Here is a 26611-nt window from a genome sequence, read left to right on the forward strand (position 1 = left end):
TAATACTTCCACGTTATGATGACCAGACACGTGTTACTAACCGTCGCCGAAATCATGTTCCGGCCTTGAACCATTCAGGATAGAGTAGAGGCTATGACTATCTGTTCACGCCGCATGTTCTTGCTCGGATCCGCCACGACTTTCGCAGGTGCATACCTCGCGGCCTGTGGCTCAGAACCATCCGCGGAGATCGCGGCAACAGACATTCCCGTAGGCTCTGGGGTCATCGTCGATGGGGTTATCTTCACACAGCCGCAAGAGGGGGAGTTTAAGGCCTACTCCCAAACCTGCCCGCACCAACAAAACCCCATTACAGAAATCGACGGTATGACTGCTACCTGCACGGCGCATCATACGTCCTATAACCTGAAAGACGGTTCGGTCATTGAAGGACCTGGCCGCGACCCACTCAAAGAAGTTGCGGTAAGCCAAGAGGGTACAAAGGTCACTACTGCGTAAATCCCCGCGGACGCTTCACCCTCTACGCCCATCGTTTCACGTGAAACCATGAGACTCAATGGGAGTACGCAGAAGAAAATTATCCGCACTACCTTTCGTGGAACCAAGCGAGACGGTTTACACTTTGGGTCATGCTGCACAGACTTAAAAAGCCGGATCCGCTCATCGTCCTCATCCTTACGGCCGTCGCAATCGCGATCATTGCACCGGCCCGCGGCACCTTCGCTAACGTCTTTGGCAGCCTGACGAATGTGGCGATCGCGCTGTTGTTTTTTCTCTACGGCGCGCGGCTATCCACCCAAGAAGCTCTAAATGGGCTTAAGCACTGGCGGCTTCACCTCACCATTCTCGCGTTCACCTTCGTCATTTATCCTCTCATTGGCTTGGCACTGCGGCCCCTCACTGGGTTCATTACGGACGATATGTACATGGGGATCCTATTCCTCACGCTGGTCCCGTCCACCGTGCAGTCCTCAGTGGCATTTACCTCCATTGCCAAGGGAAACGTATCCGGGGCCATTGTCTCCGCCTCAACCTCCAACTTGGCCGGCGTCTTCATCACGCCAGTCCTAGTCATGCTGCTCATGGGTACCGGTTCCGGCCTGCAAATCGATACCTCCGTCTTTGGGGAGATCTCCCTTTTGCTTCTAGCGCCATTTGTGTTAGGCCAACTAACTCGACGCTGGATAGCGGACTTCGCCCAGAGCAAAGCTACAAAGGTGGTGGACCGCGGGTCCATTGCCATGGTGGTCTATTCGGCTTTTTCCAAGGGTGTGGTGGATGGAATCTGGTCCTCCATTTCTGCCTGGGAGATTGTCTTCCTCATCGTTTTCGCCGCGGCATTCGTCATCTTCATGCTTTGGCTAACACAGTTCATCTCCGGAAAACTGGGTTTTTCTCGCGCCGATACCATTGCGATCCAATTCTGTGGCTCCAAGAAGTCCTTGGCCACCGGCCTTCCCATGGCCTCAGTCATGTTTGCCTCAGGACCGACATCGCTCGGTCTATTGATTCTCCCGCTGATGATTTACCACCAGGTGCAGCTAATGATCTGTTCTGTGTTGGCCTCCCGGTACGCGCAACGGGACGAAGAGCAACTACACTAGGTTCCCATGGCTAATTACCTTTATGTGCGCACCGAACTCTCCGTCCCGGGAGTGGGCTCCGCGGTCCACCTCGCAGAACTAGAAGAACACGATGCCCAGCGCTGCCGCATGCACCGCATGATCGCTTTGGATCCTGCGGACTCCGTCGTCGGGGTAGCGACCCCAAATAGTTCCACGGGAAACGTGGACAAGCCGCAAGAAGTGGTTCCGCACCCCGATACCTACGGTGAGTTCCCGGATATTAGCGCCCAGTACATGGACCAAGAACAATTTGAAGCGCTGTGGACGGAAGCCACCACCAAGTTTGGAATTAGCTAGGCGCGGCCTACAGCACCAGGTTCACCAGTATCATGTAGAACGCGGTACCGCCGAAGATGGATAATCCGGAATCGCGCTTCCACTTGTGTAGTCCGACGGTAACTAGCACGCCCAGGAGCACCGGCCACAGGCCGCCGGCGCCATCCGCCTGTCCGGCAACGGCATAGACCACCAAGATGGTCATGACGCCTACGGGCATCATCAAGCCCAGCAGCGAAAAGAACTCGCTATCCTTCATCCACTTCTTTGCGGAGAAGGGAAGCTCCCGCAATAAGACGGTCACGATGCCTACAGGGATGAGCACTGCAGCAATCGCGCCTAAACTGACTCCGTCCGGCATTTAATTATCCTCCTTCACGGTCGTGGAAGGAAGGGGCTGCAGCCGCCAGGTAAGCGCGTTATCCACGCGCGGAGACAGGTAGCGAATGATGAGCAACAAGAAATACGCGCTCAGGGAGACCATTAGCAGCTGCCCCGGGGTAATGAATGCGGCGAGGATGCCTAAGGCCGCGGCCGATAGCGGCAGGGAAAGATCCTGATTATTGCGGAAGGAGTCCATCGCTAGGACGACGAATAGGGCGACGAGGGCGAATTCCATTCCCTCAACGGAGGAGGGGATTACCTGGCCGGCGAGCGCGCCAACGATGCCGCCGCCTACCCACAGAATTTGGCAAAAGATTTGTATGCTCAAAATGCGGGTGCCGGTAGGCCGCTCCTCGCGCGGCAGCGCCGAGACGATGGCATACGTTTCATCCGTGAGGGCATAGGTGGAATAGGCCTTGCCCACGGGGGAATTAATCCGTTTGCGGGGGAATGTTAGTCCATAGAAGATATGGCGGAAATTCACCATAAACCCGGTAAGGAGCGAGGACAGCGCGGAGACACCGCCGGTAACCATGGAGATGGCGAGAAACTCCATAGAGCCGGCGTAGATAACGATGGAAAATATGGAAGTCCACCACCAGCTAAAACCGGATTGCACCATCAGGAGGCCAAAAGCCAAGCCCAATGGAATTAACCCGAGCGCCGCCGCCCACGTGTCTTTAATGCCCTTGTGGATTTCCTCGCGCATACGGGTTAGTGTAACCGATCACTTTCCGCCGCCTAGGAATTAATTATCATCCACATTCACGGGATAGGTGGAATACAGCGGCAGAGGCATAGGCTGGCGTTTCATGACATCGGCCCATAAATCGGCCGGGCCTGGGGCCACCACGTCCTGCGCTAGGGCGGGTGCCACAAACCATTCGCCGGCCTCGATTTCTTCCTCCAGCTGCCCGGGACCCCACTCGGCATAACCGGCAAACATTCGCATGCCGGTAACCAGCGGCTCGATATCTTCCGGGTTAGAGCGCAGATCTACGTGCGCTAGGCGCGGTGCGAGGCGGCTGAGCTGTTCTTCTTTATCCGGGTCCACGCCTTGCTTGCTCTGCGCTAGGCCCACGACGGATTGCTGGTTGAGCGGACCACCGATATACAGCGCCTGCGGTTTAGCGACGATGGGCATCCATTCTGGAAGCACATTAAAAATGGCCACCTCTGAGCGCTTGGTTAGGTCCACACCAAAGGTCATCATGTCATTGTGCTCGACCAATAAGATGACGGAGCGGGCGAATTCCGGGGACAACATCCCTGGTGCGGACACGAGTAATTGCCCAGGGGCGGGATCGTTGCGCTCGAGGGCATTAAATAATCTATCGGCAAACATCACTGTTTAGACTCCCACCACTGGCGCAACTTCGCAATAGCTTCTTCCCGCTCGAGGGGGCCGTACTCCAGGCGCATTTCCTTCAAATAGGACCACGCCTGTCCCACTTCGGGGCCAGGGGAGAGGCCTAGGATCTCCATGATCTCGTTGCCATCGAGATCCGGGCGCACCCGCGCGAGGTCTTCCTTACGGCCAATCTCCTCGATTCGCTCCTCCAATTGGTCATAGGTGCGCTGCAAACGCCGCGCCTTCTTGGCATTGCGGGTAGTGCAATCGGCGCGCACCAGCTTGTGCAGGCGGGGGAGGAGGTCACCGGCATCGTTGACGTAGCGCCGCACGGCAGAATCGGTCCATTGATTTTCCCCGAAACCGTGGAAACGCATGTGCAGGTAGACCAACTGGCCAATATCTTCCGTCGTGGCCTTGGGGTATTTCAGCTTCCGCAGGCGCTTGCGCGTCAGCTTGGCGCCCACCACCTCGTGGTGGTGGAAAGAAACCTTGCCGTCGGTGTTATCGAAGGTATCGGGCTTGCCGATGTCATGCAGCAACGCCGCCCACCGCAAAACCAGGTCCGGGCCGTCTTCTTCTTGATCCATGGCTTGGCGCAGCACCTTCAGCGAGTGCGCGTAAACATCCTTGTGCTGGGCGTGCTCGTCCGTGGTCATGCGCAGGGCGGGGATCTCTGGGAAGATGTAATCCGCAATCCCGGTATTGACCAGCAGGTCGATGCCATCCCACGGGGCTTTGCCGCACATGAGCTTATCCAGCTCCACTTGGACGCGCTCTACCGTGATGCGCTGAATCTCTGCCGCCATATCGCGCATGGCGGCTACCACGCGGTCTGCCACGTGAAACTCCAATTGGGACGCGAAGCGTGCGGCGCGCAGCATCCGCAGCGGATCATCGTGGAAGGAGATTTCCGGTTTATCCGGGGTATCGAGCACCTTATTGGCCACATCGTGAAGGCCGCCAAGGGGATCGTGGAACTCAAAGGTGGCATCGGCAAGCAGCTCAATGGCCATCGCGTTGACCTTGAAATCGCGCCGCACCAGATCGCCCTCCAGGCTATCGCCGTAGATGACCTCGGGGTTGCGCGATTGCCCATCATAGGAATCGGAGCGGAAGGTGGTGATTTCTATCTGCTGGCCTTTGTACACGGCGGACACAGTGCCATAGGCGATGCCGGTATCCCACACCGTTTCGGCCCACTCATCCAGGATTTCCTTGACCACCTCCGGGCGCGCTGGGGTGGTGAAGTCCAGATCATTGCCCAAGCGGCCGAGGAGGGCATCGCGCACCGAGCCGCCCACGAGGTAGAGGGCATGCCCGCGCGCGCTGAATTTGTCTACCAGCCCGCTCAATAAGCCACTGAGCGAGTTCACGGTAGACTCCGCGCGCGCAAGAACGCCGATTAACTGAGTGTCCTGAAAATTCACGGGTGAGAGTCTACTACGATTGGCAGGGATGACTAACCAAGAACAAGGCTCCGCGCAAGGCCCCTCCAAAGGAGGCGGCCGTAGCCGTAACCGGCGCCGGCGCCGGCGGCGGCCGGATAACCGCACGCGCCGCAACACCCAGCAGCGCAGGCAGCAACGCGGCGGCAATAATCACGGCGCCTCCACCGTCATGGAGACCCGCGATGAGACCTCTGCGGGCGGGCTCGTAATCTCTGGGCTGGCCGAGTGCGTCGACGGCAACGGTAAAGCGGACCTGTCCCGCGTCTACGTGGCTCTTATCGGGCGCCTAGACCGTCGCGGGCGTTTATTGTGGTCCATGCCCAAGGGGCACGTGGAAAATGGCGAGGCCAAGGAGGTCACCGCGGAGCGCGAGGTATGGGAAGAAACCGGTATTTCCGGCGAGGTTTTCGCTGACCTCGGCGTGATCGATTATTGGTTCGTTTCTGATGGCGTCCGCATCCACAAGACGGTGCACCACCACCTACTGCGCTTTGTGGACGGCATCATGAACGATGAGGATCCAGAGGTTACCGAGGTGTCCTGGATCCCCGTTTCTGAACTCATCGAGCACTTGGCGTACGCGGACGAACGCAAGCTCGCGCGCATCGCGCACGATCTCCTCCCCGATCTTGCACGAAAGGAAGCCGACGCAGGGAAAGCGACCCCACGCTAATGCACCAGCGCCTGAAATCACTCGCTGCGGCCGGCGGTTGCGCGGTACTTACCGGTTGGGGATTGTTCCTACCAAACGCGGCGGCCCAAATGGACTCTGTTCCGGACGAGCAGATGGATATCCAAGCCTGGTTGGGAGCGCGCGGGCCGGAGCGCGCCGATCTGGATCTTATCGATGCCCAGCCCTTTACCGTAGGCACTGACATGCGGCTGCGGTTCCGCGTGCATAACCCCACCGATCAGCCCTTGGAAGATCTGCAGGTAACTAGCCGCCGCGGCGATAGCGTTGCTGATGCGGCAGAAGCGCGGACGGAAATGGCCACCGGTAATTTTCCTTATTATGGCTCGGGCATGACCACCGCACCGCTGCAACCAGGTGAAACCCGGGAAATAAGCTTTACCGTGCCCAGTGGCTTAGATGCCGAGCGCACCTTGGCAATCAATGAACCGGGCGCTTATCCGCTGCTCTTTACCCTGACCGGCACTCTCGAGGGCGATGCGGTGAGCCTGGCGGAGGAGCGCTTTGTGGCCCAATTCTCTGACGAGGGCCCCACGGATGCCAAAGATACCGAGGCACCGGAAGAAGGACACGACGAAGTCGAGGATTCCCAACCCCACGATCTCACGGTGGTCTATCCCATCAGCGCCAACCTAGACATCGTCCCCGGCGGGCTTGGGGGAGAAGAGCTCATCTTGTCCTCCGATGAGTTAGGGCAAGAACTGCGCGAAGGCGGCCGCCTCGATAGGTTGGTTTCTACCTACGAGGATCATGACCTGCAGGGGGCGGGCTGTGTGGCCATCGATCCCGCGCTGCTCGATACCGTCAACCGCATGTCGCAAGGCTATACGGTCAATTCCACCCGCCCCGCCCAAGGCGATCGCCCCAAGCGCCTGCGCGATTCTTGGTCGCGGGGCAGTAACGATGACAAGGGGGAGCCAGGCGATGCGAAAAATGATGCCGAGCGGTGGCTGGAGCGCCTGCGCGAGTTGGATTGCTTCATCGCCATGCCCTGGGCCAATGCGAATGCCTCTGCGGTAGCAAGGGCTAATAATCCCGCCCTTGTCTTTGAGGGTTTGCAGCGCGGCAACCAGACCATCGAACGCGTCCTGGGCAAGGCCCCGGCCAGCAATATCTTGGCGGTAGGTTCCGGCTATATTGACCAAAAATTGCCGGTTCCATCCCTGGTTGCGGATAATTCAAACTGGTCCGGCGAGGCCGCGACTTTTGATGCCTCCCTCGGCGCCCTGCTATCCCAAACCGGCTCCAAGCCACAGACGGTTGGTTATTCCAACCCAGAGCTGCGTTATGACTACTCCAAAGATTCTGCTTTATCTCGCGCCATCACGGGCGGGGCGGCGCTTAGCCTCGCGGGCGGGGAAGATACCGTAGCCAAGCTTCCCAACTACTTAGACCCAAGCGCGGCCGAGCATGCACTCGCCGCCGCGGAAGACTTGCTTAAATCCGGCCACTCCCGCCCCCGCGGGATCAGCGCGGTGGAATTGCAGCAGGGCGATCCCAACGCTCCTACCGGTAGTCCCTTTATCGATCCGGCGGTATTTTCGGAACCCGAATTGGCCCGCGTTGAGCAACAGGCGCGCTATACCGATGAGCTGATGAATATTGTGGTCGATGACCCAGATATCACCATGACGCGCTCTGAATTCGTGCTGCCGCTGCGCCGCGATCTCCTCAATTCCTTATCGCTAAATAATCGCGATAGCTTGAGCACCCACGCCGCAGCGCGCCAGTCCTTTTCCCGCACCATGGAGATGCACTCCAATACGCTGCGGGATCTGCGCGATTCCGTCTCCCTCATCCCGCCGGGCAATGTTTATACCCGCGTATCTGAGTCATCGCCGCTGCTCATCGTGGCCGAAAATGGCCTGCCATTGCCGGTGGAGGCGAAGCTGCAATACGATGCCCCCGATGGCGCGCGGCTCAACACGCCCAAAAGCGTCCGTATTCCAGCTAAGGGCTCTATTACTGTATCCATGACCGCTGATATGCCGAAGGATGCGGATCGCACGGACATTGGGCTGTGGCTGGCCACTCCTAAAGATCAAACCATTTCGCAGCCCATCACTATCTCCGTGCAGACACGTGCCGGTATCGTAACCTTATACGCTGCCGGCATAGCCGGCGCTCTCGCGCTGGTTTTGGCTACGCTCTTTCGGCTTGGCCGTCACCGACGCAAAAATCACAAGGCTGAAAAGTAAAAGTTGAAGTTGTATCCTCTATGACCGAAAAAGATGGCCGCCAGGCCCACCACGCGGAGAAGGCACCTGCGGGCGCGGTAGACCCCACGGATACCGCCCCCAATGCGGAAGAGAACCGTGTCCCGGTTACCGCCGGCGCGCGCGGCCGCATCGTGCGCGCTTCTCCACCCGCACCGGTACCAGAAAAGCGGCCCAAGCCCTCAGTGCAGAACACGACTGTTCCCCCTGAGGAAGATAAGTCCGCGCTGACTGGCCGCAATGCGGAGATCGAGGCCTCCAATCAGGACGTCATCCGCGCGACGGGAACGATGGCCATCGCCACGCTGCTCTCGCGCATCACCGGCTTCCTGCGGCAGATGCTGATCGGCGCCACCCTTGGTGCCACGGTGGGTACGGCCTTCAGCAGCGCCAACCAGATCCCCAACCTGGTCACCGAAATCGTGCTGGGCGCGGTGCTGACCTCACTGGTGGTTCCGGTCTTGGTGCGCGCGGAGAAGGAAGACTCGGACCGCGGCGAAACCTTCGTCCGAAGACTTTTTACCCTGGCGTTTTCCATCCTGGGTATCGTTACCATCCTCTCCGTTATCTTCGCGCCATTATTAACGAGGATGATGCTGCCTGAAGATTCCAAGGCCAATGCCGTGCAGGCAACATCATTGGCCTTCTTGCTCTTGCCGCAGATCCTGTTCTACGGCCTCTTCGCCCTCTTCCAGGCGGTCTTAAATACCAAGAATATCTTCGGCCCTGGCGCCTGGGCACCGGTGGTCAATAACATCATCTCCATCAGCGTCCTGCTGGCTTATCGCTTTTTGCCAGGCCGCCTCGACCCGCACGAACCTACGCCGGTGGCGGATCCACACATCATGCTGCTGGGTCTGGGCACCACCACTGCAGTGATCGTGCAGTGCTTGATCCTTGTGCCGTATCTGAAGAAGGCCGGCATCAACCTGCGCCCAAAGTGGGGCCTCGATGCCCGCATCAAACAATTCGGCGGCATGGCGCTGGCCATTATTACCTACGTGGCCATCTCCCAGCTGGGTTACGTCATCACCTCCCGCGTGGCGGCGTATGCCGATGCCGGTGCGCCGCTGGTGTACCAGAACGCGTGGCTGATGCTGCAGGTGCCGTACGGCGTTATCGGCGTGACCTTGTTGACCGCCATCATGCCGCGGCTTTCGCGCAATGCCGCCGATGGCGATGTCGATGCCGTGGTGCGCGACCTCACCTTGGGTACCAAACTGACCTTCATCGCGCTAATCCCCATCGTCATTTTCATGACGGGCTTCGGCGTGCCCATCGCCCGCGCGCTATTCCAGTACGGCGCCTACGGCGCGGATAGCGCCGAGCAGCTCGGCCTCACCATCAGTTTTTCCGCCTTTACCTTGATCCCCTATGCGCTGGTGCTGCTGCACCTGCGCGTTTTCTACGCTAGGGAAGAGGCGTGGACGCCCACCTTCATCATTGCCGGCATCACGCTGACCAAGGTCGTGCTGACCTTGCTGGCGCCGTTGATGACCAGCAACCCGGACCGGGTGGTTATCCTCCTCGGTACCGCCAACGGTTTTGGCTTTGTCTCCGGTGCGGTCATCGGCGGCTTCCTGCTCAAACGCAAGCTGGGCAGCCTGGGCGGCAAGGCCGTGACCCAGACGGTCCTCTGGTCCTCCGGCGCCGGCGCGGTAGGACTCATTGTGTCCTGGGCACTGTACTGGCTCGTGCAATTGTTCTTGCCGGAGCAGCTGCCTTCGATCGTCTCGCTGGTCAAGGTTGTCGTGCTGGGCATCGTCTTTGTGATTATCACCGGGCTCGTCCTGTCCAAGTCCTCCCTGCCCGAGGTGCAGAACCTGGCGCGCGCCCTCCAGCGCATCCCAGGAATGTCCCGGTTCATCACGGTGGACAATTCCAAGGCCATCGAGGTCGAGGAACCAGACCTGCAGGAAATCCAGCCGGTCTATACGCAGGATTCCTTCAACGCCACCTTGGTCCCGCCACCGATGTCCGCCGGTATCGTCCGCGGCCCGCGCTTGGTCCCCGGCGCCCCCGTATCGGACGGTCGCTTCCGCCTTCTGCAGGATCACGGCGCTGTATCCGGCGCCCGGTTCTGGCAGGCCCGCGAACAAGCCACCGGCCGCCTCGTGGCGCTGACGTTCGTCGATACCAATACCCAGGCGCCCATCGCGCCATCGACGCCCACGGTCTCTGCCCGCCGCTCCGCCGAAATCTCCCGCAATACGCGGCGTTTGGCCGAGCTCAACCTGGAGACCATGGCGGATAATATCGAGATTTTGTCCTACCGCACCGGCTGCCTGGTGGTGGCGGATTGGTTTGAGGGCACCTCCCTCAAGCAGGTGGCAGAGGCAGATAACCTCGACCCCAACTCCGTTGCCCGCGCTACCGCGCCGCTGTTTGCCGATGCCGCCACGGCCCACGACGCCGGCCTCATCCTCGGCGTGGAGCACCGCGACCGCTTCCGCGTATCCACCTCCGGCATCGTCAAGGTTGCCTTCCCCGCGGTGCTGGATGGGACGTCTGCAGAAAGCGACCGCGAGGCCCTCAGCTCCGCGCTAAGCATGCTGGTCGAATCCACCGAACCATCGCCGAAGAAGCTGCGCGATATTTCCGATGACGCCAACCTCACCGCCGATGAGGCCGCAGAGCGCCTCGAAGAGGCACGGCTGGCCTTTGATGCCGCGGATGCAGAGACCCGCGAAGAGAAGCTGGAAGAGCTGCAGGAGGCGGAGGGGCTGACCTCGGCGGGCATCGCCAAGCGCCTGCGCGAATTCGCCCCAGAAGAGCAAGAAGAAAAGACCGAGGCCCTCCCCGTGGTCGTTGAAGATGAGCCCACGCAGGAAGAGGATCCGAAGCAAGAACCCGGCTTTGGCGGCCGCGGTTACTCGGGCTCCGGCGTCGTGGTCATCGGCATTTTCGCCACCATCTTCGTCGTAGGCATGGCGGCGCTGACGACGTGGGTGATGTCCCTGCTCAGCGATGTAGAAAAGACCAGTTCGGTTACCGAAACCGTGCAGGGCTCCACGATGATCCCGGATACCCCGCCGGTGCACCTCAAGGAATCATCCGCCATCACGGTGCCAGATGGCGAGGATAATGAGCAGCTTATCGATGGCAAGACGATCACCACCTGGTCCACGAAGGAATCCGGTTCCGGCGCCTTGGTCACCCTGGATAACCCGGCCCACCTTTCTGTCATGACCGTGACCCACACCAGGTCCAATGGCGCGCACTACGAAATCTATGGCGTTAATAAAGACGATTTCGATCCCAAGCACCCGCAGCTGAGTTCCCTTCCCAAATTGGCGGAGGGCAAGTTCAAGCACGCAAACGAGGATTTAGAGTTGAAGGAAACGCCTCAGAAATTCGATGCCGCGCTCATAGTCATCACGGATCTGCCTAAGTCAAAAGAGGTTACACTGGGGGAGGTCCAGCTTGTGGGCCATCCTTAATACCGAGTTCAGCGGGTTGGAAAAAGAAATTTTACTTCAAGGCTTGACTAAAGTGCGTAGTCGAGTATCGTAGTTGGTGTTACATCAACAACAACGTTAGGAGAATCAATTATGTCCCTCGCAGCAGGTACCTACACCATCGACAAAGAGCACACCGTTATCGGCTTCGTTACCAAGCACGCCATGGTCACCAAGGTGCGCGGCAACTTCGGTGAATTCGAAGGCACCATCAACGTCGCCGAGAACATCGCCGACTCCACCGCAGAGGCCACCATCAAGGCTGACTCCATCTCCACCGGCAACGAGGACCGCGATGGCCACGTAAAGAACGAAGACTTCTTCAACGTGGAGGAGCACCCAGAGCTTTCCTTCACCACCACCAACGTCAACGTTGACGAAGACGGCAACGGCACCGTCACCGGTGACCTCACCATCAAGGGCACCACCAAGTCCGTCGACCTCAAGGTTGAAGAGGTCGCTACCGCTGAGGACCCATTCGGCAACTTCCGCCTGGGCTTCGAGGCACAGACCAAGATCAACCGCAAGGACTTCGGCATCGACTTCAACGCTCCGCTCAAGACCGGCGGCGTCCTCGTTTCTGAAGACATCAAGATCGAGCTCGAGGTTTCTGCCATCAAGCAGTAATCGCACTTCTTTGAAAATCTTGGGCTCTCACAGCCCCCTGGTTACCAACAGCTAAAGCCCGCGCCGCGTACCCACTCGGCTGCGGGCTTTAGTCGTATTCCCCAGGCAAATCTTTCAGGTTTGGTGCCTTGTCTGGGCAAATACTCGGCCAGCACAAAACAACTCCACAACAACTTCAAACAACTTGAATTTATACCTTGAGCTGCAGGTATGAAGAAGCGACCGAATTATATTAGTTGAGAGTTGTGTATAGTTATTTCAAACAACTTCTGGGTTTCGCGAAGCCCCCAAGTATTCGCGAGTTAGCACCCCCGCCGGAAGTAGCAGTTTGCCCAGAATATCGAAGTTAGGCTGGGTTTTTAAAGAAATTCCTAGGTCCCTCGTTTAAGACCCTGGAATCGCCGCGCGATTTTAAGGTAAACAACTTCAAACAACTTGCTACTCTTCTGACCAGCACATCTGTTGTAATCGAATAATTAAGCTTCGAGGAGTTGTGCACAAGTTGTTTGAAACAACTTGTGCTAACATTCATTTATGTCTGAGGCAGAATTGCAGGCCGTTTACGCAGCTCTCAAAGCTATCGAGGAAGGTGCTACCGCCGATAGCCAAGAGAGTCAGGTTTTGGACTTCAAAGAAGATCCCGCAACACATCCACAGAATCGAAACCCAGATGCTTCACTTACTGAATTCCTCATTGATGAAACCATATGCTTTTCCAACGCGAACGCCGGGGTTTGCCATATCGTCTTGGGCGTTTCAGATAAAAGGGCAGGTGCCGCAGCTTTTACCGGAACCTCACGCAGCATCGAATGGATTGAGCAGAAAATATTTAATGGTACTCAACCTGGAATCAGAGTAGAAGGAACTGAACTTAACTATTGCGGTCAGCGGCTTATTTGTCTGCGAATTCCCAAGGGGTTGACACTTTACCAACGCCCGAAAGGGCAGGCCAACATTCGCAGAGGCACCTCGTGCGTGCCACTTTCTGAAGAAGAGCGGCGCTCCATCGCCTTTCAGCGCGCAAATCCGGACTTTTCTGCAGCTGAGTCCCGATATTCTTTCGAAGATTTGGATGCTACAGCCATCGATCAAGCGCGCCGGCTCCTCAAAAAAGCACGATCGGCTTCAGGTTCCTTAGATCGAGTACCCCACACGACCAATGAACTACTTTCCGAGCTCGGTCTTCTCACCCGCGATGGTCAGTTAACCTACGCCGCAGAAATCCTGTTCATTACTCCAGCCAACAGTCGAACTACCATCAGGCACTTGGCCCGTGAGGTACCTGGAGGAGATCCCCAGGCCACGGAAATATCTGCACCTTTGATCACCGCCTACCTGAGGCTAAAAGAGCTCGTAGCAACCGCAGCACGAACAGAAGTTGCACGCGTGACTTTCCCAAACGGGCAAGAGATTTCTATCCCAGCCTTTCCTGAGACCGCAGTGGACGAGGTCATTTCTAACGCTCTCGCACACAGGGATTGGGATGCTAGTAGTGCAGTAGTCATTGACCAATCACCGACAGCGCTTACTGTCTGGTCACCAGGACCGTTGCCAGTGGGAGTCACAGAAAAGCGAATCTTAACTACTCAATCGATTCCCCGCAATCCGCGACTCATGGCTGCCTTAAGAATGCTGGACCTTGCAGAGGAATCTTCACGGGGTTTCGACCGCATGTGGGCAGCGATGTTAGCTAGTGGACGCCATACCCCGGCTTTGCATACAGCGGAGAATTTTGTCGAAGTAAGCCTATCTTCTGGTGAGGTAGACAAGGACTTTGTCTATGCGTTAGCTAAATTAAACGACCATTACCCGGACAAGGCGTTCGAAAGTATCAATGGGTTACTTATCGCACGCCAACTCATGGATCACAAGATTTTGCTCAACCGATCCACAGCCGTTCTAATGCAGGTCACCGAGCAAGAAGCCCAAGATATTCTCCAGTGGTATTCGTCTATTGGATACCTGGAAAGGCTTCGGAACGCCGGGGAATGGATCCTGTCTGGTGACGCGAGGAAACTCATGGGATTGAATAAACAAGGAGCAATTTCATCGGCCTCAGTGCAAGATTGGATTTTGGCACAGCTTGAAGCAGGCGAAGTACTCTCCGCACGGGAGACGGCCGAGGAACTAGGTGTCGACAGAAAGATGATAACTGATATCCTGCGCCATTTGAAAAAAATGGGACAAGCCACGATCGATCCATCGGGCCCACAAAGAGGCAGTAATACTCGGTGGATTGTCGCCGGTTGAAATGCTCCTCGGAGATTCAGGAGCACATCTTCCTGAGCCCAGCTTCTGCGGTAACTATAGTTTCTAACTATGACGACACAACGCGATAAAACCCAGCACGAGCTACTCCAAGAGCGCGCCGCAGCAGTAGACCTGCGGGCATACCACCTGCACCTGGACTTATCTCAGGTGAAGGAAAGCCCCACGTTTGGCGCGACGAGCCGCATCGAGCTCACCACCACCGAGCCCGAGCTTTTCCTGGACTACCTGGGAGAATCGGTAGAGCAGGTAACGGTTAACGGTCAGGCGCAGGACGTCGACTTTGATGGCAGCATTATCCACCTCCACGGGCTACCGGTGGGGGAGGAGCTGACGATTGAGGTCAGCGGCATCTCGCGCTACTCGCGCACGGGCCAGGGTTTGCACCGCATGCACGACCAGGCCGATGACGCGACCTATCTGTACTCGCACCTCGAGCCTTCCGATGCCCGTCGCATCTTCCCCTGCTTTGAGCAGCCCGACCTCAAGGCGTCGTTCCACGTCGCCATGACCGCGCCAAAGGACTGGCAGATCCTCTCCAATCAGCCAGAGGCAGAGCGCGAGGAACACGGGGACAATGCCACGGTCCGCTTTGTGCCCACCCCGCCGCTTTCTACATACCTCACCTCTTTTGCCGCGGGGCCATATAAGTATCAGGAACGCACATGGACCTCGCCGGATGGCGAGCACTCCGCGCAGCTGCGCGCCTTTGCCCGCGCCTCCATGTTTGAATACTTAGACGAGGAAATCCTAGAGCTTACCGCGCAGGGCATGGATTATTTCCACGAGAACTTCGGCTTTGCTTACCCTTGGGGCAAGTACGATTCCATCTTCGTGCCCGAATATAACCTCGGTGCGATGGAGAACCCTGGCCTGGTGACCTTTACGGAAAGCTATATCTTCCGCTCTAAGGCCACGCGCAGCCAGAAGGCCGCTCGCGCAAATACTATCCTGCACGAGATGTCCCACATGTGGTTCGGTGATCTTGTCACCCCGCAGTGGTGGGACGATCTCTGGCTCAAGGAGTCCTTTGCCGAGTTCATGGGCGCCGATGCCTCCGTACACGCCACCTCCTACGAAGAGGCGTGGGTCAACTTTGCTGGCCAGCGCAAGAACTGGGCCTACCTGCAGGATCAGCTTCCCACCACGCACCCCATCAAGGCCGATATCCCAGACGTCGATGCCGCTCGCCAGAATTTCGATGGCATTACCTATGCCAAGGGCGCGGCCGTGCTCAAACAGCTCGTGCACTACGTCGGCCGCGATAATTTTTACGCAGGCGCGCGGGATTATTTCCAGGAGCATGCCTTCGCCGCGGCCACCTTCGATGACCTGCTCACGGCCCTGAAAAAGCACACTGACCGCGACCTCGATTCTTGGTCAAAGGCATGGCTGCGCACCTGGGGACCGGACACCCTCACCCCGGAGCTGCACACGGAGAGTGACAAGATCACCGAGCTTGCGGTGAGCGCCGAGGCCGAGGATACGACCCGGCCACACCGCCTGAGCGTGGCGCTTTTTGATGCCTCCTTGCACAAGTACCGCGAATTCGACATCGACCTTCCCGCCGGTGGCCACCGCACCATCGTGGATGAGGCGGCGGGGGAGAAGGCCCCGGCATTGCTGCTGCTTAACGATGCCGACCACACCTACGCCAAGGTCCGCTTCGACGACGTTTCGCTTGCCACCATCCGCGATCACCTGTCCGAGGTCCAGGATGGACTTAGCCGCGCGGTCATCTGGACCTCGCTGTGGAACCTCACCAGGGACGGGGAGTGGAATGCGGAGGAGTACGTGGGGGTCGTCGCCAAGCACGCGCCCGCAGAGACCAATGCCACGCTGCTGACCACCGCTTACGGCAATGCCCACTTTGCCATCCAGCACTACGTGGCCGAAGACCGCCGCGAACAGGTGCGCGCCAAATTCGCCGATGCGCTGTGGGAACAGCTCGCCGCCGCGGATCCGGGCTCCGATGCGCAGCTCATTCTGGCCCGCACCGCCATTGCCGCACTCGCCGCAACGCCTAAGGCCTCCGGCACCGATCGCCTGCGTGACCTGCTTGCTGGCACGGTGGAGGGCCTGCGCCTCGATCCGCAGATCCGCTGGTCCATCCTGCGCGCCCTGGCCGCCCGCGACGCCGTCAAACTGGATGAGCTCGAGGCAGAAAAGCAGCGCGATAATACGCTGACCGGCGCCGCCGAATTCTTGGGCGCTAGCCACGCCTTCCCCACGCCGGAGACCAAGCGGGCCGCCTTCGATAGCGCGCTGACGCCCGGGGAGTATTCCAATGCTGAGGTCGATGCCCTGCTGGCCGGCTTCAACGCCCCGCGCTCGGCGGAGCTGCAGGAAGAATTCGCCGATGAGTTCTTCCGCCGCGTCGAAGAAATCTGGGATAACCACCCGATTGAGATAGCCAACCGGCTGATCCGCGGCCTCTACCCGGAATCTTCCATGGCGGAGTCCGCCACCACGGATCTCCTGCACAAGGATCTGCCGGGTGCGCTGCGCCGCGTGCTCTTAGAGTGCCGCGATCATCTGCGCCGCACCCTTCGCGTGCGCGCCCAACAGTAGGCGGTCAATAGACTGTACCGCTGCCGGCTCGCGCCGGAGTTCCCTTCGGGTCACAATTGCTTTAACACTTGTTGATCCGGGGGGAATCTACAGATGCCATTAAGTCCTGACCACAGCGACGAAGAATTAGTTGATGCTTTTATCGAGGGGGATAATAAAGCCTTTTCCGCCATCGTGGAACGCCACCGCAAGCGGCTGACCACCGTGGCGCGGCGTTATACAAGAAATGAGTATGACGCCCAGGATGTCGTGCAAGAAGCCTTTTTGCGCGCTAGCTGCAATCTCCATAACTACCGGCGGGAATCGGCCTTAAGCACGTGGCTGCACCGCCTGGTGAAAAACACCGGCTACGACTATTTAAATCACCGGGCTAATAGGGAAAACGCCTCGCTCGATAGCGATGATTTTGCCGATGATCGCAATCCACTGCTGGCGCATAACCCATCCGAAAACCTTGCCGAGCAGCTCGTCGTCCGCGAGGCCATGGAGCTTTTAAGGCAAGACCAGCGCGAAGCACTCATGCTTACCGATGTCGCCGGGTTTCGCGTCAACGAGGTCGCCACCGCCCAAGGCGTAAAGCCTGGCACCATTAAATCTCGCCGGGCACGCGCACGAAAGGCCTTGCGCGAAGCCATCGGTTAACATCTCGATATCGCATCATTCTTGCATCAATTTCGCTGCGGTGCGCCTTTGCAATATGAACGATTCGCAATCAGGCGGGTAGACTCTTGACGTTACGCAAAATGACACTGTGATTTTAGGGAGTTAGCAATGACCGTCCACGATGTTGCCATCGTAGGTTCCGGACCTGCCGGTTATACCGCCGCGCTTTATGCCGCTCGTGCTGAACTCAGCCCCATTGTCTTCGAGGGCTTTGAATACGGTGGCGAATTAATGAATACCACCGAGGTAGAGAACTACCCAGGCTTCCAAAAAGGCATCATGGGTCCAGAGCTCATGGAAGAAATGCGAGCACAGTCAATCCGATTTGGCGCGGATCTGCGCATGGAAGTCGTCGACTCCGTCGAGTTGGAGGGCAATATTAAAAAGCTCCACGTGGGCGACGAGGTTTTTGAAGCCCGCACGGTAATCCTCGCCACCGGCGCCGCACCGCGCCACCTTGGCATCCCCGGCGAAGAAGAGCTCTCCGGCCGCGGTGTTTCTACCTGCGCTACGTGCGATGGCTTCTTCTTCAAGGGCCACAATATCGCCGTCATCGGCGGCGGCGATTCCGCCATGGAGGAAGCTACCTTCCTGACCAAGTTTGCGGAGTCTGTCACCATTGTGAACCGCTCCGAAAACTTCCGCGCCTCCAAGATCATGTTGGACCGCGCCCAGGAGAACGAGCAGATTAAGTGGGAAACCAATAAGGTTGTCGAGCGCGTGCTTGAAGATGACGGCAAGGTCGGCGGCCTAGAGCTCAAGGACGTTGAAACTGGGGAAACCTCCACCTTGGACGTGACCGCCATGTTCGTTGCCATTGGCCACGATCCGCGTTCGTCCTTCCTCAACGGCCAGATCAAGCTCAATGACAACGGTTACGTCGAGGTTGACCAGCCCTCTACTAAGACCTCTCTGCCTGGCGTTTTCGCTTGCGGTGACTTGGTAGATGATCATTATCAGCAGGCCATCACCGCCGCAGGTTCTGGCTGCCGCGCTGCCATGGATGCGGAACAATTCTTGGCTGCAAACCGTTAGATCCAGTATGAGCAACGTCAAAAAGGTAACCACTGAAACATTCCGTTCTGATGTCATCGAGGCGGACAAACCCGTCGTCGTGGACTTCTGGGCGGAATGGTGCGGGCCATGCAAGAAGCTGTCTCCGATCTTGGAAGAGGTCGCGGATGAGCTCGACGGTGAAGTCACCATCGCCCAGGTCAACGTCGATGAAGAACGAAACCTTGGTGCCATGTTCCAAATCATGTCCATCCCAAATGTACTGATTTTCAACAATGGCGAGAAGGTCGACGAGTTCGTCGGGCTGCGCTCTAAAGACGACATCGTGGCGCAAGTGAAAAAGCAGCTATAGCTGTTACTCTTGTTACTAAAGTTACCGAGTAGGAAATCTGCCATGCGGCCAAAAGTCCTAGGCCGTGGAAGGGGTGAAAGGCGTGAATCGCGTTCTTCGGGTTGGTGATTCAAGTGTGCGCGTAGCTGAAGCTCGCGCCACCTTGGCTCGCCTTGGCCTCTTATCAGATTTCACGGGCGAACTCTCTGCCTGGAAAAAGCAGAAGTACTCCGAGACTGATAAGACCTTTGATGCCGATCTCGCTGATGTGCTCAAGGCATTCCAGCAATCGCGCGGCATCCTCCCAACGGGAGAGATCGACGATCTCACCCTGCGCGAATTGCGCCAAGCCTCTTATACCCTGGGCAGCCGCGTATTGAGCTATGAACCCACCAATCCATTGGTGGGCGATGACATTTCGCAATTGCAGCAACAACTGCAAGAGCTCGGTTTTTATCAAGACCGCGTCGATGGTCATTTTGGCCGCAATACCCACGCTGCCTTAACCGAATACCAGCACAATTGTGGGCTGCAGGAAGACGGCGTGTGTGGACCAGCTACCATTCGCGCGCTCAGCTTGCTCGGCCGCCGCATCACTGGCGGTTCGGCGCACAATATTTTAGAGCGCGAGCGTGTGCGCAATGCTGGGCCAAAGTTGGCGGGCAAGCGCGTGGTCATTGACCCTGCACTAAGTGGCCGGGACTCCGGCTTCACGGTCAAGGGCCGTTTTGGTGATATTTCTGAGCAAGAAATCCTCTGGGATCTCACCCAACGCATCGAAGGCCGCATGATCGCCGCCGGCATGGAAACCATTATTTCGCGCCCCCGCACCGATGATGCGGACGTGCAATCCCGTGCCGAGCTGGCCAATGCCTTTGATGCCGATATAGTCATCTCTTTGGCGTGCGATTCTTATCCCAATGAGAAAGCCCACGGCGTAGCCACGTTCTACTTTGGTTCCGAATCCGGAAACTCTTCACTCATTGGTGAAACCCTATCCGGCTTCATCCAGCGTGAAATCGTGGCCCGCACCGATCTACAGGACTGTTCCAACCACGGCCGCACCTGGGATCTTTTGCGCCTGACGCAGATGCCGGTTGTTCAGATCTTTTTGGGTTACCTCACCAACCCTGAGGACGTTAAAATCCTGACCAACCCGAAGCGCCGTGACGATATTGCAGAAGCAATCGTTATCGCCGTCAAGCGCATGTACCTCATGGAGCAAGACACCGCCATCACCGGTACCTACAAATTCTCCGAGCTTCTCCAAGCGGAGCAGGCTTAGCCTGTACGGGCTGGAGCGCACAGAGCGGACCTAATCGCTGGCCGCCGCGCAAGATTAACTGCGTTATCTTGTACCAATAGAATTCATTCGATTAGTATCAGTCCAAGCTATTGATATCTACCAATTGAATGGATTCCTATAATGGGCAGCTCAACCTCCGCCCCAATTTCCAGAAAAGAAACGCGCCGCGTAGTAGCTGCCACCACAATCGGAACCGCGATTGAATGGTACGACTACTTTCTCTATGCCGCGGTTGCCGGCTTGGTATTTAACCAAGTGATGTTCGGCCCCTTAGAAGGTGGGGTAGCCAGCATCGTCTCCTTCGCCTCCGTGGGCCTATCCTTCCTCTTTCGGCCCCTCGGTGCCTTCCTAGCGGGCCATTTTGGGGACCGCCTTGGTCGCCGCCTCGTCCTCATGGTCACCCTTTTTGCCATGGGTGGGGCCACCACGCTGATTGGCCTCCTGCCTACCTACGATACGGCGGGAGTATGGGCTCCCATCCTGTTGATTTTCCTCCGCATCATTCAAGGCATTTCTGCCGGGGGAGAGTGGGGTTCCGCGGTGCTTCTTGCAGTTGAACACGCGCCCAACGAAAAGCGCGGCCTCTTCGGCGCTGGGCCACAAATCGGAGTCCCCATCGGCCTGCTGATGTCCTCTGGCGTGCTGTCCATCATGAATATTGTCGCGCCAGGGGATGCCTTCCTTGAATGGGGTTGGCGCGTGCCCTTCTTGCTTTCCTTCGTTCTAGTCATCATTGGCTACGCCATCCGCATCGGCGTGGATGAGTCACCGGTCTTTCAGGAAATCTCGGCTAATAAGAAACGCGAGGCGGCAAACCCCATTGGTATCTTGTTCAAGCGGTATTTCCCGCTTGTCCTCGTCGCGGCCCTAGTCTTTGCAGGTAACGGCACAGTGGGCTATATGACCACCGGTGGCTATATCCAAAATTACGCCACAAACCCCGAGAGCCCGGTCTCGCTCGCGCGTGGTGATGTCCTCAATGCCGTCACGCTATCCGCCTTCACGTGGCTCATCTTTACGCTTTTCGCTGGCTGGTTATCGGACTACATCGGGCGCCGCACGACGTATCTCATCGGATTTGTTATTCAAGCAATCGGTGCAGCGGCCCTTTTCCCACTGGTAAATACAGCATCCCTGGGATTGCTTTATGCCGCCCTCATCTTCCTGACGGTAGGCCTCGGGTTAACCTACGGTGCGCAATCTGCCATGTATACCGAGCTTTTCCCCGCATCCATCCGTGCCTCGGGCGTATCGATTACCTATGCCATCGGCTCCGTCCTCGGCGGTGCCTTCGCCCCGATGATCGCCGCCGCGTTAGTAGAAGCAACGGGCACGACCTTTGCTGTATCCGTATATCTTGTCTCCGCAAGCATCGTCGGATTTATTGCAGCCCTGCTCCTGCGCGAGCGCAAGGGCATTCCGCTTGGTGCCGAACACGAGGAAGAACAAGCCAAGGGTCACTTCATCTTTTCTAAAAAATAGTGCCCTCGCTCTGAAGAGCGAGGGCACTAACTTTGCGGATGTGGCAGGCACCTAGGGAACTTGCCACAGGAGCCAGTTATTTATCCCGCTCCATCAGCGCCATGATGCGCTCGAAGTCTTCTTGGTCACCGAATTCTACGACCATCTTGCCCTTGCGCTTGCCCATGGTCACGGTGACCTTGGTATCAAAACGATCCGAGAGGCGCTCGGCTGAGTCGGTGAAAAACTGCGGCTGTGGTACCTGGGACTTCTTCTTATTCTCCGCAGGCTTCCCATCGCGCTTATATAGTGTTACGGCTTCCTCGGTGGCGCGCACGGACAAGCCCTCCGAAATAACCCGGTCCGCAATGTAGTCCATCGCTTCCTTGTCATCGAGGCCCAAGATAGCGCGGGCGTGACCAGCCGAGAGGGTGCCTGCGGCGACTCGTTTTTGCACATCCACCGGCAACCGCAGCAGGCGGAGCATGTTGGTCACCTGCGGGCGGGAGCGGCCAATGCGGTCCGCTAGTTCGTTCTGAGTAACGCCGAACTCTTCCAATAGCTGCTGATAGGCGTGTGCCTCTTCCAAAGGGTTGAGCTGGACGCGGTGGATGTTTTCCAGCAGGGCATCGCGCAGCAGATTGTCATCTTTGGTATCGCGCACGATGGCAGGGATGGTGGCCAAACCAGCCTTGGAGGAGGCGCGCCAACGGCGCTCACCCATGATGAGCTCAAATCCGCCCTCCTCGGAGGGGCGGACGACGACCGGCTGCAGGAGGCCGAACTCGCGGATGGAGTGAACCAGCTCGCTGAGCTCATCCTCGTCAAAAACGGTGCGCGGCTGCTTGGGGTTGGGGACGATGTCCCCCACGGAAATCTCGCGGTAAGTCGCCCCGATTGCTGCCGGCGTAGCTTGCCGCTTTTTGGAGGACTTGGACCCAGAGCCTTGTTGAATGGTGGGAGCGCCCTTTACGCGCTTCTCTCCGCGTGCCTTGCGCTCGCTACTTCCCGTGGAGTTTCCCAAGATAATATCTGCGGCGGAATCACCCAGCCGTGGCTTGCGGGTGGGTGCGTCGGGGCCGGACGGGATGAGAGCGGCTAGGCCTTTGCCTAGGCCACCTTGCTTTTGTTCTGCCATGAAATCCTATCCTTCCAATTCCGCATAAATTTCGGGGCTCACGCCAATCGCTCCCGTGGTGGGATGCGGGCGATAATCACCGCGCCTGTTGAGCTCGCGAGCCGCGGCGAGATACGCCCGTGCGCCGGTGGATGAAGGGGCGTAATCAATCACCGTCGTCCCGTAACCAGGCGCCTCTGAGACGCGCACTGAACGCGGGATGACGTTGCCCATGACAACGGCGCCAAATTGCTCGCGGACGTTATCGGCCACATCCTCGGCCAAACGTGTACGTGCATCATACATGGTAAGGAGCACCGCAGAGATATGCAGATCTTCATTGAGGTGCTCGCGGATCATCGTGATATTGCCCAGTAATTGGCCCACGCCCTCCAGTGCGTAGTACTCGCACTGGATAGGAATGATGACTTCCTCCGCACACGTCATAGCATTGATCGTCAGCAAACCCAAAGATGGCGGGCAATCAATAAAGACGTATTCAAAGCCGTGTTCTTCTAGGAAACCGTTATGCAGGGCATCGTAAAGCCGAAACTCGCGGCGCACGAGAGACACCATCTCAATTTCCGCGCCGGCAAGATCGATAGTCGCGGGGATGCAATAAAGGTTGGAATTGTGTGGGGAAGCCTGCATGGCCTTTTCCGCAGTGCAATCGCCCAAAAGCAATTCATAGCTGGAATCGGTTCCTGAGCTATGTTCCGCGCCCATGGCGGTGGATGCGTTTCCCTGGGGGTCAAGGTCAATGACCAATACCTTCTTGCCTTCAGTAGCAAGGGCTGCGGCCAAGTTGGCGGCGGAGGTGGTTTTACCTACGCCGCCCTTCTGGTTAGCAATGGTGATAAGGCGCGGATTAGTCATGCCGTCTACTTTAGTTCACGCGCGGGACACGGATAATCGTGGTTCCGTGAACGGTCGTGACCTCGGCCTTTCCGCCGCCGGCCTTCTTAATATCCGCGGCATCGCGCTCCAACTCTTCGTGCACAGAAGAACCTTTCAGCGCGATCATTTCCCCACCTTTGCGCACCAAGGGAAGAGACCACTTTGCCAGCTTTCCCAGGGGAGCTACTGCACGGGAGGTCACCACATCCGCGCCGGCCACTGCCTTTTTAATGGGGCCTTCTTCGGCGCGCCCTCGCAACACGGTGACGTTATCTAACCCCAGCTTTTCGGTCACCTCGTTGAGGTAGTTATAGCGCTTTAAGAGCGGCTCAATGAGCGTGATATGCAGATCGGGGCGAGCAATCGCCAGCGGGATGCCGGGCAGCCCGGCACCAGAGCCGACATCGATAACCGTGGCGCCTTCCGGAATGACTTGTTCAATGACGGCGCAATTTAAGATGTGGCGCTCCCACAGCCGCGGTACCTCGCGCGGGCCGATAAAACCACGAGTGGACCCGTCTGTAGCGAGCGAATCGTGGTATTCCTGCGCGAGCGGCAGGCGAGAGCCAAATACTGCAGACGGGTCCATCTCGGACACTATGAGAATCTCCTCAGTAGCTGTTTAGTTGTCGTTCTTCCGCTGTTTCTTGGTGCGGTTATCTTTCTTGCGAGCGCCAGGCTTTGGAGCGGTAGTGCGCTTGGCCTCAATCTTAGCGGCCTCTTCCTCTTCTTCTTCGCGGTCCATCTTGCCGTAGATGATGCGGGTCTGGAAGAAGGTCCACACGGTGTTGGACAGCATGTAGAACAGCAAACCGATGGGCCAGATGAAGCCGGAGAAGATCAGCATTGCGGGCATGACCCACAGCATCATCTTGGACATCATGGCCATCTGCTGTTGCATCATTTCCGCATTCTGACCCTGCGGGGCCGAGGTCTTACCCTGGGCGCGGCGCTTTTCTTGGCGGTTCAAGCTCATGCGCGCGTTGAAGTGCATCAGCACCACAATGACGGCAATCATCGGCACAATAATGAACGCCGCCTGGGTGGTGGTGGTAACGCCTTCCACCAAGGGCGAGTTCAGCCGCAGGTTCGTCACCAGCGGAACGCCAAAGATCTTGGCATCCAAGAACTGCTGGACGAGCTCCGGTTTAAAGATGTAGTTCGCGGTATTGGCGTTGGCCTCAATGGACATCGGTTCGCCGCTGGGGTGTCCAATGCCGCCGGCTACAGCAACCGTGCGGTCGAACGAGCGCAGCACGTGGAAAAGACCAATGAACATTGGAATCTGAACCAAGACCGGAAGGCAGCCGGCCATCGGGCGAACGCCAGATTCCTTATAGACCTTCTGCATTTCCTGCGCGGCTCGAGCCTGATCGTTGCCGTACTTCGCGCGGATTTCCTGCACCTTGGGCTGGATTTCCTGCATCTTGCGTGAAGATCGGATCTGGCTCACGGTGGGCTTGACCATGAGCGCCTTCAGCGTCCAGGTCAGCAGCACGATGGCCAAAATCCACGTAATGCCCCAGGCGGGATCCATTACGAGGGATAGCAGCCAGTGCCAGAACCATAAAACGGCCGAAATTGGCCAGTAAATGAAATTAAGCACGAGTGTTTAATCCTCAGTTGTTGTTGGTGACCGGTACCGGGACTGGATCGAATCCGCCCGGATGCCAGGGCCCACATTTGCACACCCTAGCCATTGCCATCGCCGTACCTTTAAACGCGCCGTGTCTGGACAACGCCTCTAAGGCATAAGCACTGCATGTCGGTTCGAACCGACAGGTTGATACCATCTTAAGGCCCGAGACATGTTTTTGGTAGAAACGAACCGCTTTAACCAACGGTGCGGCCAGTCCAGAGGCTGCAGGAATTTCTTCCCCACGGGTATTTAAATATCCCATTGCTTGCGCAGCGCCTTAGTAATATCTTTTTCTAATTGCTCACTGGTAGCAGTCGCGCTTGCAGGTAGCGCACGAATCACGACATCCACGCCCGCTGGGAGCTTGGGGATAAGTGTCATGCACACATGGCGAAGCCGCCGGGAGGTGCGGTGGCGTACCACTGCATTCCCGACGGCTTTAGAAACAATGAGGCCGAATCGCGGCCCGGTGGCCGCGATGTCGGCCGGATTGCCCATGGTGCCATTGGAATCCGCACTCATGGTATCGCGCGCATGCACGACGACGGTGCGAGTGCCCTGCCGGCGACTGCCCTTCATCGTCCGCCGAAATTGCGGCGGCGATGTGAGCTTGTGGTGGGCTGGCAGCATGACTTATGCGGACAGCTTTGCGCGGCCCTTCTTGCGGCGAGCGGCCACAATTGCACGACCGGAGCGGGTGCTCATGCGAGTGCGGAAACCGTGCTTACGTGCACGGCGACGGTTGTTCGGCTGGAACGTGCGCTTACCCTTTGCCACGTCAATTCTCCTTGAAGTTGTACGTGGACATACTGCCGCCACAAAACGGCAGCACATCCACTGATGAATGGATTCCATGAACCTGACGCGTCACTGTTATCCAAACGCTCGGCGAGCTCTGGTAGCCCAGCCAATGCGAAGTGACGCTGTCCTGTTCACGCGCAACTCTCTGTTGCAATAGACCATGCCAGATTACGTGATTTAAACCGCTGGAAACAAATCGACACTCGGGTACACCCGAAATTACATAAGTGTTTTTTCCTGCAGCTAGAAGGCCAGTTTTGGCGCTCATGCTGCGGCTAATCCTTCGCGCCGCAATGGTCTATAGCCGCCTGCATTTTAAGTATAAATCTTCCGTTAGACACACCCACCTTTGCGGCGGTAGAACTAAGGAATCGAATTCCACAGCACGTGCACCGTTGTGGATAACTCTAAATAACCACTTGAGAGTTTTGCTGTTTCCGCAGTACACGACCATAAAGTGGCCTATCACAAGTTATCCACAGCCATGCACTAAGCTGTGAATA

25 protein-coding genes and 1 pseudogene are annotated in these 26611 nt (G+C 57.6%); 14 read left to right on the forward strand and 12 right to left on the reverse strand.

The window, feature by feature from the left end; translation table 11 throughout:
• Nucleotides 1-93: 93 nt before the first annotated feature.
• The 3 genes from ABRP87_RS04855 to ABRP87_RS04865 all read left to right on the forward strand — a co-directional run bounded on the left by ABRP87_RS04855 (nucleotide 94) and on the right by ABRP87_RS04865 (nucleotide 1883).
• Nucleotides 94-459, forward strand: coding sequence for a Rieske (2Fe-2S) protein (locus ABRP87_RS04855; RefSeq protein ID WP_349867924.1), 366 nt, complete (start codon nucleotides 94-96; stop codon nucleotides 457-459).
• Between the two features lie 131 nt (nucleotides 460-590).
• On the forward strand, nucleotides 591-1565 hold the full coding sequence (locus ABRP87_RS04860) for a bile acid:sodium symporter family protein (RefSeq protein ID WP_349867925.1): 975 nt from the start codon (nucleotides 591-593) through the stop codon (nucleotides 1563-1565).
• A 6-nt stretch (nucleotides 1566-1571) separates the two neighbouring features.
• Entirely contained in the window at nucleotides 1572-1883 is a 312-nt protein-coding gene (locus tag ABRP87_RS04865; RefSeq protein WP_349863365.1) for a hypothetical protein, read from the forward strand.
• A 7-nt stretch (nucleotides 1884-1890) separates the two neighbouring features.
• Here the strand turns inward: ABRP87_RS04865 and ABRP87_RS04870 are convergent, their stop codons facing one another.
• Genes ABRP87_RS04870 through ABRP87_RS04885 form a run of 4 tightly spaced genes read right to left on the reverse strand, consistent with a single transcriptional unit; the run spans nucleotide 1891 to nucleotide 5027 of the window.
• Complete coding sequence (locus ABRP87_RS04870; protein ID WP_349863367.1) at nucleotides 1891-2223, reverse strand: branched-chain amino acid transporter permease; 333 nt, start codon at nucleotides 2221-2223, stop codon at nucleotides 1891-1893.
• Nucleotides 2224-2955: an AzlC family ABC transporter permease gene (locus ABRP87_RS04875; RefSeq protein WP_349867926.1), complete on the reverse strand. Its 732-nt coding sequence runs from the start codon at nucleotides 2953-2955 to the stop codon at nucleotides 2224-2226.
• 39 nt (nucleotides 2956-2994) lie between these two features.
• Nucleotides 2995-3591: a YqgE/AlgH family protein gene (locus tag ABRP87_RS04880; RefSeq protein WP_349863371.1), complete on the reverse strand. Its 597-nt coding sequence runs from the start codon at nucleotides 3589-3591 to the stop codon at nucleotides 2995-2997.
• The gene (locus tag ABRP87_RS04885; protein WP_023029759.1) at nucleotides 3591-5027 is read right to left on the reverse strand and encodes a CCA tRNA nucleotidyltransferase; all 1437 of its coding nucleotides are present in this window, start codon (nucleotides 5025-5027) and stop codon (nucleotides 3591-3593) included. The genes ABRP87_RS04880 and ABRP87_RS04885 overlap by 1 nt, the downstream gene beginning before the upstream one ends.
• A 193-nt stretch (nucleotides 5028-5220) precedes the next feature.
• On the opposite strand from ABRP87_RS04885, the pseudogene ABRP87_RS04890 reads away from it, so the two are divergent.
• From ABRP87_RS04890 to ABRP87_RS04940, 11 genes and pseudogenes are all read left to right on the forward strand, one after another.
• A pseudogene (locus ABRP87_RS04890) lies at nucleotides 5221-5721 on the forward strand (NUDIX hydrolase); the annotation flags it as partial.
• On the forward strand, nucleotides 5721-7937 hold the full coding sequence (locus tag ABRP87_RS04895; protein WP_349867927.1) for a DUF6049 family protein: 2217 nt from the start codon (nucleotides 5721-5723) through the stop codon (nucleotides 7935-7937). The pseudogene ABRP87_RS04890 and the gene ABRP87_RS04895, both read left to right, overlap by 1 nt.
• Before the next feature lie 20 nt (nucleotides 7938-7957).
• Nucleotides 7958-11395 carry a murein biosynthesis integral membrane protein MurJ gene (gene murJ / locus ABRP87_RS04900; protein WP_349867928.1) on the forward strand — a complete coding sequence of 1146 codons (3438 nt, stop codon included), beginning with the start codon at nucleotides 7958-7960 and terminating at the stop codon, nucleotides 11393-11395.
• A gap of 111 nt (nucleotides 11396-11506) precedes the next feature.
• The gene (locus ABRP87_RS04905) at nucleotides 11507-12040 is read left to right on the forward strand and encodes a YceI family protein (RefSeq protein WP_284611344.1); all 534 of its coding nucleotides are present in this window, start codon (nucleotides 11507-11509) and stop codon (nucleotides 12038-12040) included.
• A gap of 534 nt (nucleotides 12041-12574) precedes the next feature.
• Nucleotides 12575-14290 (forward strand): ATP-binding protein, encoded by a 1716-nt coding sequence (locus tag ABRP87_RS04910; RefSeq protein ID WP_349867929.1) that lies wholly within the window; start codon nucleotides 12575-12577, stop codon nucleotides 14288-14290.
• A 69-nt stretch (nucleotides 14291-14359) separates the two neighbouring features.
• Nucleotides 14360-16879 carry an aminopeptidase N gene (pepN, locus tag ABRP87_RS04915; protein WP_349867930.1) on the forward strand — a complete coding sequence of 840 codons (2520 nt, stop codon included), beginning with the start codon at nucleotides 14360-14362 and terminating at the stop codon, nucleotides 16877-16879.
• Between the two features lie 93 nt (nucleotides 16880-16972).
• Complete coding sequence (locus ABRP87_RS04920; RefSeq protein ID WP_349867931.1) at nucleotides 16973-17521, forward strand: RNA polymerase sigma factor; 549 nt, start codon at nucleotides 16973-16975, stop codon at nucleotides 17519-17521.
• 129 nt (nucleotides 17522-17650) lie between these two features.
• The gene (gene trxB / locus ABRP87_RS04925; RefSeq protein WP_349867932.1) at nucleotides 17651-18577 is read left to right on the forward strand and encodes a thioredoxin-disulfide reductase; all 927 of its coding nucleotides are present in this window, start codon (nucleotides 17651-17653) and stop codon (nucleotides 18575-18577) included.
• Nucleotides 18578-18584: 7 nt separating this feature from the next.
• Entirely contained in the window at nucleotides 18585-18908 is a 324-nt protein-coding gene (trxA, locus tag ABRP87_RS04930) for a thioredoxin (protein ID WP_005280453.1), read from the forward strand.
• A gap of 82 nt (nucleotides 18909-18990) precedes the next feature.
• The gene (locus tag ABRP87_RS04935) at nucleotides 18991-20172 is read left to right on the forward strand and encodes an N-acetylmuramoyl-L-alanine amidase (RefSeq protein ID WP_349867933.1); all 1182 of its coding nucleotides are present in this window, start codon (nucleotides 18991-18993) and stop codon (nucleotides 20170-20172) included.
• 141 nt (nucleotides 20173-20313) lie between these two features.
• Nucleotides 20314-21675: an MFS transporter gene (locus ABRP87_RS04940; RefSeq protein WP_349867934.1), complete on the forward strand. Its 1362-nt coding sequence runs from the start codon at nucleotides 20314-20316 to the stop codon at nucleotides 21673-21675.
• Nucleotides 21676-21751: 76 nt separating this feature from the next.
• Here the strand turns inward: ABRP87_RS04940 and ABRP87_RS04945 are convergent, their stop codons facing one another.
• The 8 genes from ABRP87_RS04945 to ABRP87_RS04980 are packed head-to-tail and all read right to left on the reverse strand — an operon-like array spanning nucleotide 21752 to nucleotide 26376.
• Nucleotides 21752-22792: a ParB/RepB/Spo0J family partition protein gene (locus ABRP87_RS04945; protein ID WP_349867935.1), complete on the reverse strand. Its 1041-nt coding sequence runs from the start codon at nucleotides 22790-22792 to the stop codon at nucleotides 21752-21754.
• Nucleotides 22793-22798: 6 nt separating this feature from the next.
• Nucleotides 22799-23647 (reverse strand): ParA family protein, encoded by an 849-nt coding sequence (locus ABRP87_RS04950; RefSeq protein ID WP_023024597.1) that lies wholly within the window; start codon nucleotides 23645-23647, stop codon nucleotides 22799-22801.
• Nucleotides 23648-23657: 10 nt separating this feature from the next.
• Nucleotides 23658-24257 (reverse strand): 16S rRNA (guanine(527)-N(7))-methyltransferase RsmG, encoded by a 600-nt coding sequence (gene rsmG / locus ABRP87_RS04955; protein WP_034659477.1) that lies wholly within the window; start codon nucleotides 24255-24257, stop codon nucleotides 23658-23660.
• Nucleotides 24258-24290: 33 nt separating this feature from the next.
• Nucleotides 24291-25274, reverse strand: a complete 984-nt coding sequence (gene yidC, locus ABRP87_RS04960; protein ID WP_023024601.1) for a membrane protein insertase YidC — start codon at nucleotides 25272-25274, stop codon at nucleotides 24291-24293.
• Nucleotides 25275-25287: 13 nt separating this feature from the next.
• Nucleotides 25288-25569, reverse strand: coding sequence for a membrane protein insertion efficiency factor YidD (yidD, locus tag ABRP87_RS04965; RefSeq protein WP_239269565.1), 282 nt, complete (start codon nucleotides 25567-25569; stop codon nucleotides 25288-25290).
• Complete coding sequence (gene rnpA / locus ABRP87_RS04970) at nucleotides 25557-25937, reverse strand: ribonuclease P protein component (protein WP_239269564.1); 381 nt, start codon at nucleotides 25935-25937, stop codon at nucleotides 25557-25559. Before rnpA ends, yidD begins: the two co-directional genes overlap by 13 nt.
• Before the next feature lie 3 nt (nucleotides 25938-25940).
• Nucleotides 25941-26084 carry a 50S ribosomal protein L34 gene (rpmH, locus tag ABRP87_RS04975; protein ID WP_005275994.1) on the reverse strand — a complete coding sequence of 48 codons (144 nt, stop codon included), beginning with the start codon at nucleotides 26082-26084 and terminating at the stop codon, nucleotides 25941-25943.
• A gap of 1 nt (nucleotide 26085) precedes the next feature.
• Nucleotides 26086-26376 carry a hypothetical protein gene (locus tag ABRP87_RS04980; protein WP_349867936.1) on the reverse strand — a complete coding sequence of 97 codons (291 nt, stop codon included), beginning with the start codon at nucleotides 26374-26376 and terminating at the stop codon, nucleotides 26086-26088.
• Nucleotides 26377-26611: the final 235 nt, after the last annotated feature.

It is taken from the genome of Corynebacterium sp. KPL2830, assembly GCF_040225635.1.
In the GTDB taxonomy this organism is placed as follows: domain Bacteria; phylum Actinomycetota; class Actinomycetes; order Mycobacteriales; family Mycobacteriaceae; genus Corynebacterium.

Excerpts from the sequence above, each read along its gene's own strand:
- ABRP87_RS04855 (WP_349867924.1), top strand. The coding sequence starts at position 94 with ATGACTATCTGTTCACGCCGCATGTTCTTGCTCGGATCCGCCACGACT.
- ABRP87_RS04860 (WP_349867925.1), top strand. The coding sequence starts at position 591 with ATGCTGCACAGACTTAAAAAGCCGGATCCGCTCATCGTCCTCATCCTT.
- ABRP87_RS04865 (WP_349863365.1), top strand. The coding sequence starts at position 1,572 with ATGGCTAATTACCTTTATGTGCGCACCGAACTCTCCGTCCCGGGAGTG.
- ABRP87_RS04870 (WP_349863367.1), bottom strand. The coding sequence starts at position 2,223 with ATGCCGGACGGAGTCAGTTTAGGCGCGATTGCTGCAGTGCTCATCCCT.
- ABRP87_RS04875 (WP_349867926.1), bottom strand. The coding sequence starts at position 2,955 with ATGCGCGAGGAAATCCACAAGGGCATTAAAGACACGTGGGCGGCGGCG.
- ABRP87_RS04880 (WP_349863371.1), bottom strand. The coding sequence starts at position 3,591 with ATGTTTGCCGATAGATTATTTAATGCCCTCGAGCGCAACGATCCCGCC.
- ABRP87_RS04895 (WP_349867927.1), top strand. The coding sequence starts at position 5,721 with ATGCACCAGCGCCTGAAATCACTCGCTGCGGCCGGCGGTTGCGCGGTA.
- murJ (WP_349867928.1), top strand. The coding sequence starts at position 7,958 with ATGACCGAAAAAGATGGCCGCCAGGCCCACCACGCGGAGAAGGCACCT.
- ABRP87_RS04905 (WP_284611344.1), top strand. The coding sequence starts at position 11,507 with ATGTCCCTCGCAGCAGGTACCTACACCATCGACAAAGAGCACACCGTT.
- ABRP87_RS04910 (WP_349867929.1), top strand. The coding sequence starts at position 12,575 with ATGTCTGAGGCAGAATTGCAGGCCGTTTACGCAGCTCTCAAAGCTATC.
- pepN (WP_349867930.1), top strand. The coding sequence starts at position 14,360 with ATGACGACACAACGCGATAAAACCCAGCACGAGCTACTCCAAGAGCGC.
- ABRP87_RS04920 (WP_349867931.1), top strand. The coding sequence starts at position 16,973 with ATGCCATTAAGTCCTGACCACAGCGACGAAGAATTAGTTGATGCTTTT.
- trxB (WP_349867932.1), top strand. The coding sequence starts at position 17,651 with ATGACCGTCCACGATGTTGCCATCGTAGGTTCCGGACCTGCCGGTTAT.
- trxA (WP_005280453.1), top strand. The coding sequence starts at position 18,585 with ATGAGCAACGTCAAAAAGGTAACCACTGAAACATTCCGTTCTGATGTC.
- ABRP87_RS04940 (WP_349867934.1), top strand. The coding sequence starts at position 20,314 with ATGGGCAGCTCAACCTCCGCCCCAATTTCCAGAAAAGAAACGCGCCGC.
- ABRP87_RS04945 (WP_349867935.1), bottom strand. The coding sequence starts at position 22,792 with ATGGCAGAACAAAAGCAAGGTGGCCTAGGCAAAGGCCTAGCCGCTCTC.
- ABRP87_RS04950 (WP_023024597.1), bottom strand. The coding sequence starts at position 23,647 with ATGACTAATCCGCGCCTTATCACCATTGCTAACCAGAAGGGCGGCGTA.
- rsmG (WP_034659477.1), bottom strand. The coding sequence starts at position 24,257 with ATGGACCCGTCTGCAGTATTTGGCTCTCGCCTGCCGCTCGCGCAGGAA.
- yidD (WP_239269565.1), bottom strand. The coding sequence starts at position 25,569 with ATGGGATATTTAAATACCCGTGGGGAAGAAATTCCTGCAGCCTCTGGA.
- rnpA (WP_239269564.1), bottom strand. The coding sequence starts at position 25,937 with ATGCTGCCAGCCCACCACAAGCTCACATCGCCGCCGCAATTTCGGCGG.
- ABRP87_RS04980 (WP_349867936.1), bottom strand. The coding sequence starts at position 26,376 with ATGAGCGCCAAAACTGGCCTTCTAGCTGCAGGAAAAAACACTTATGTA.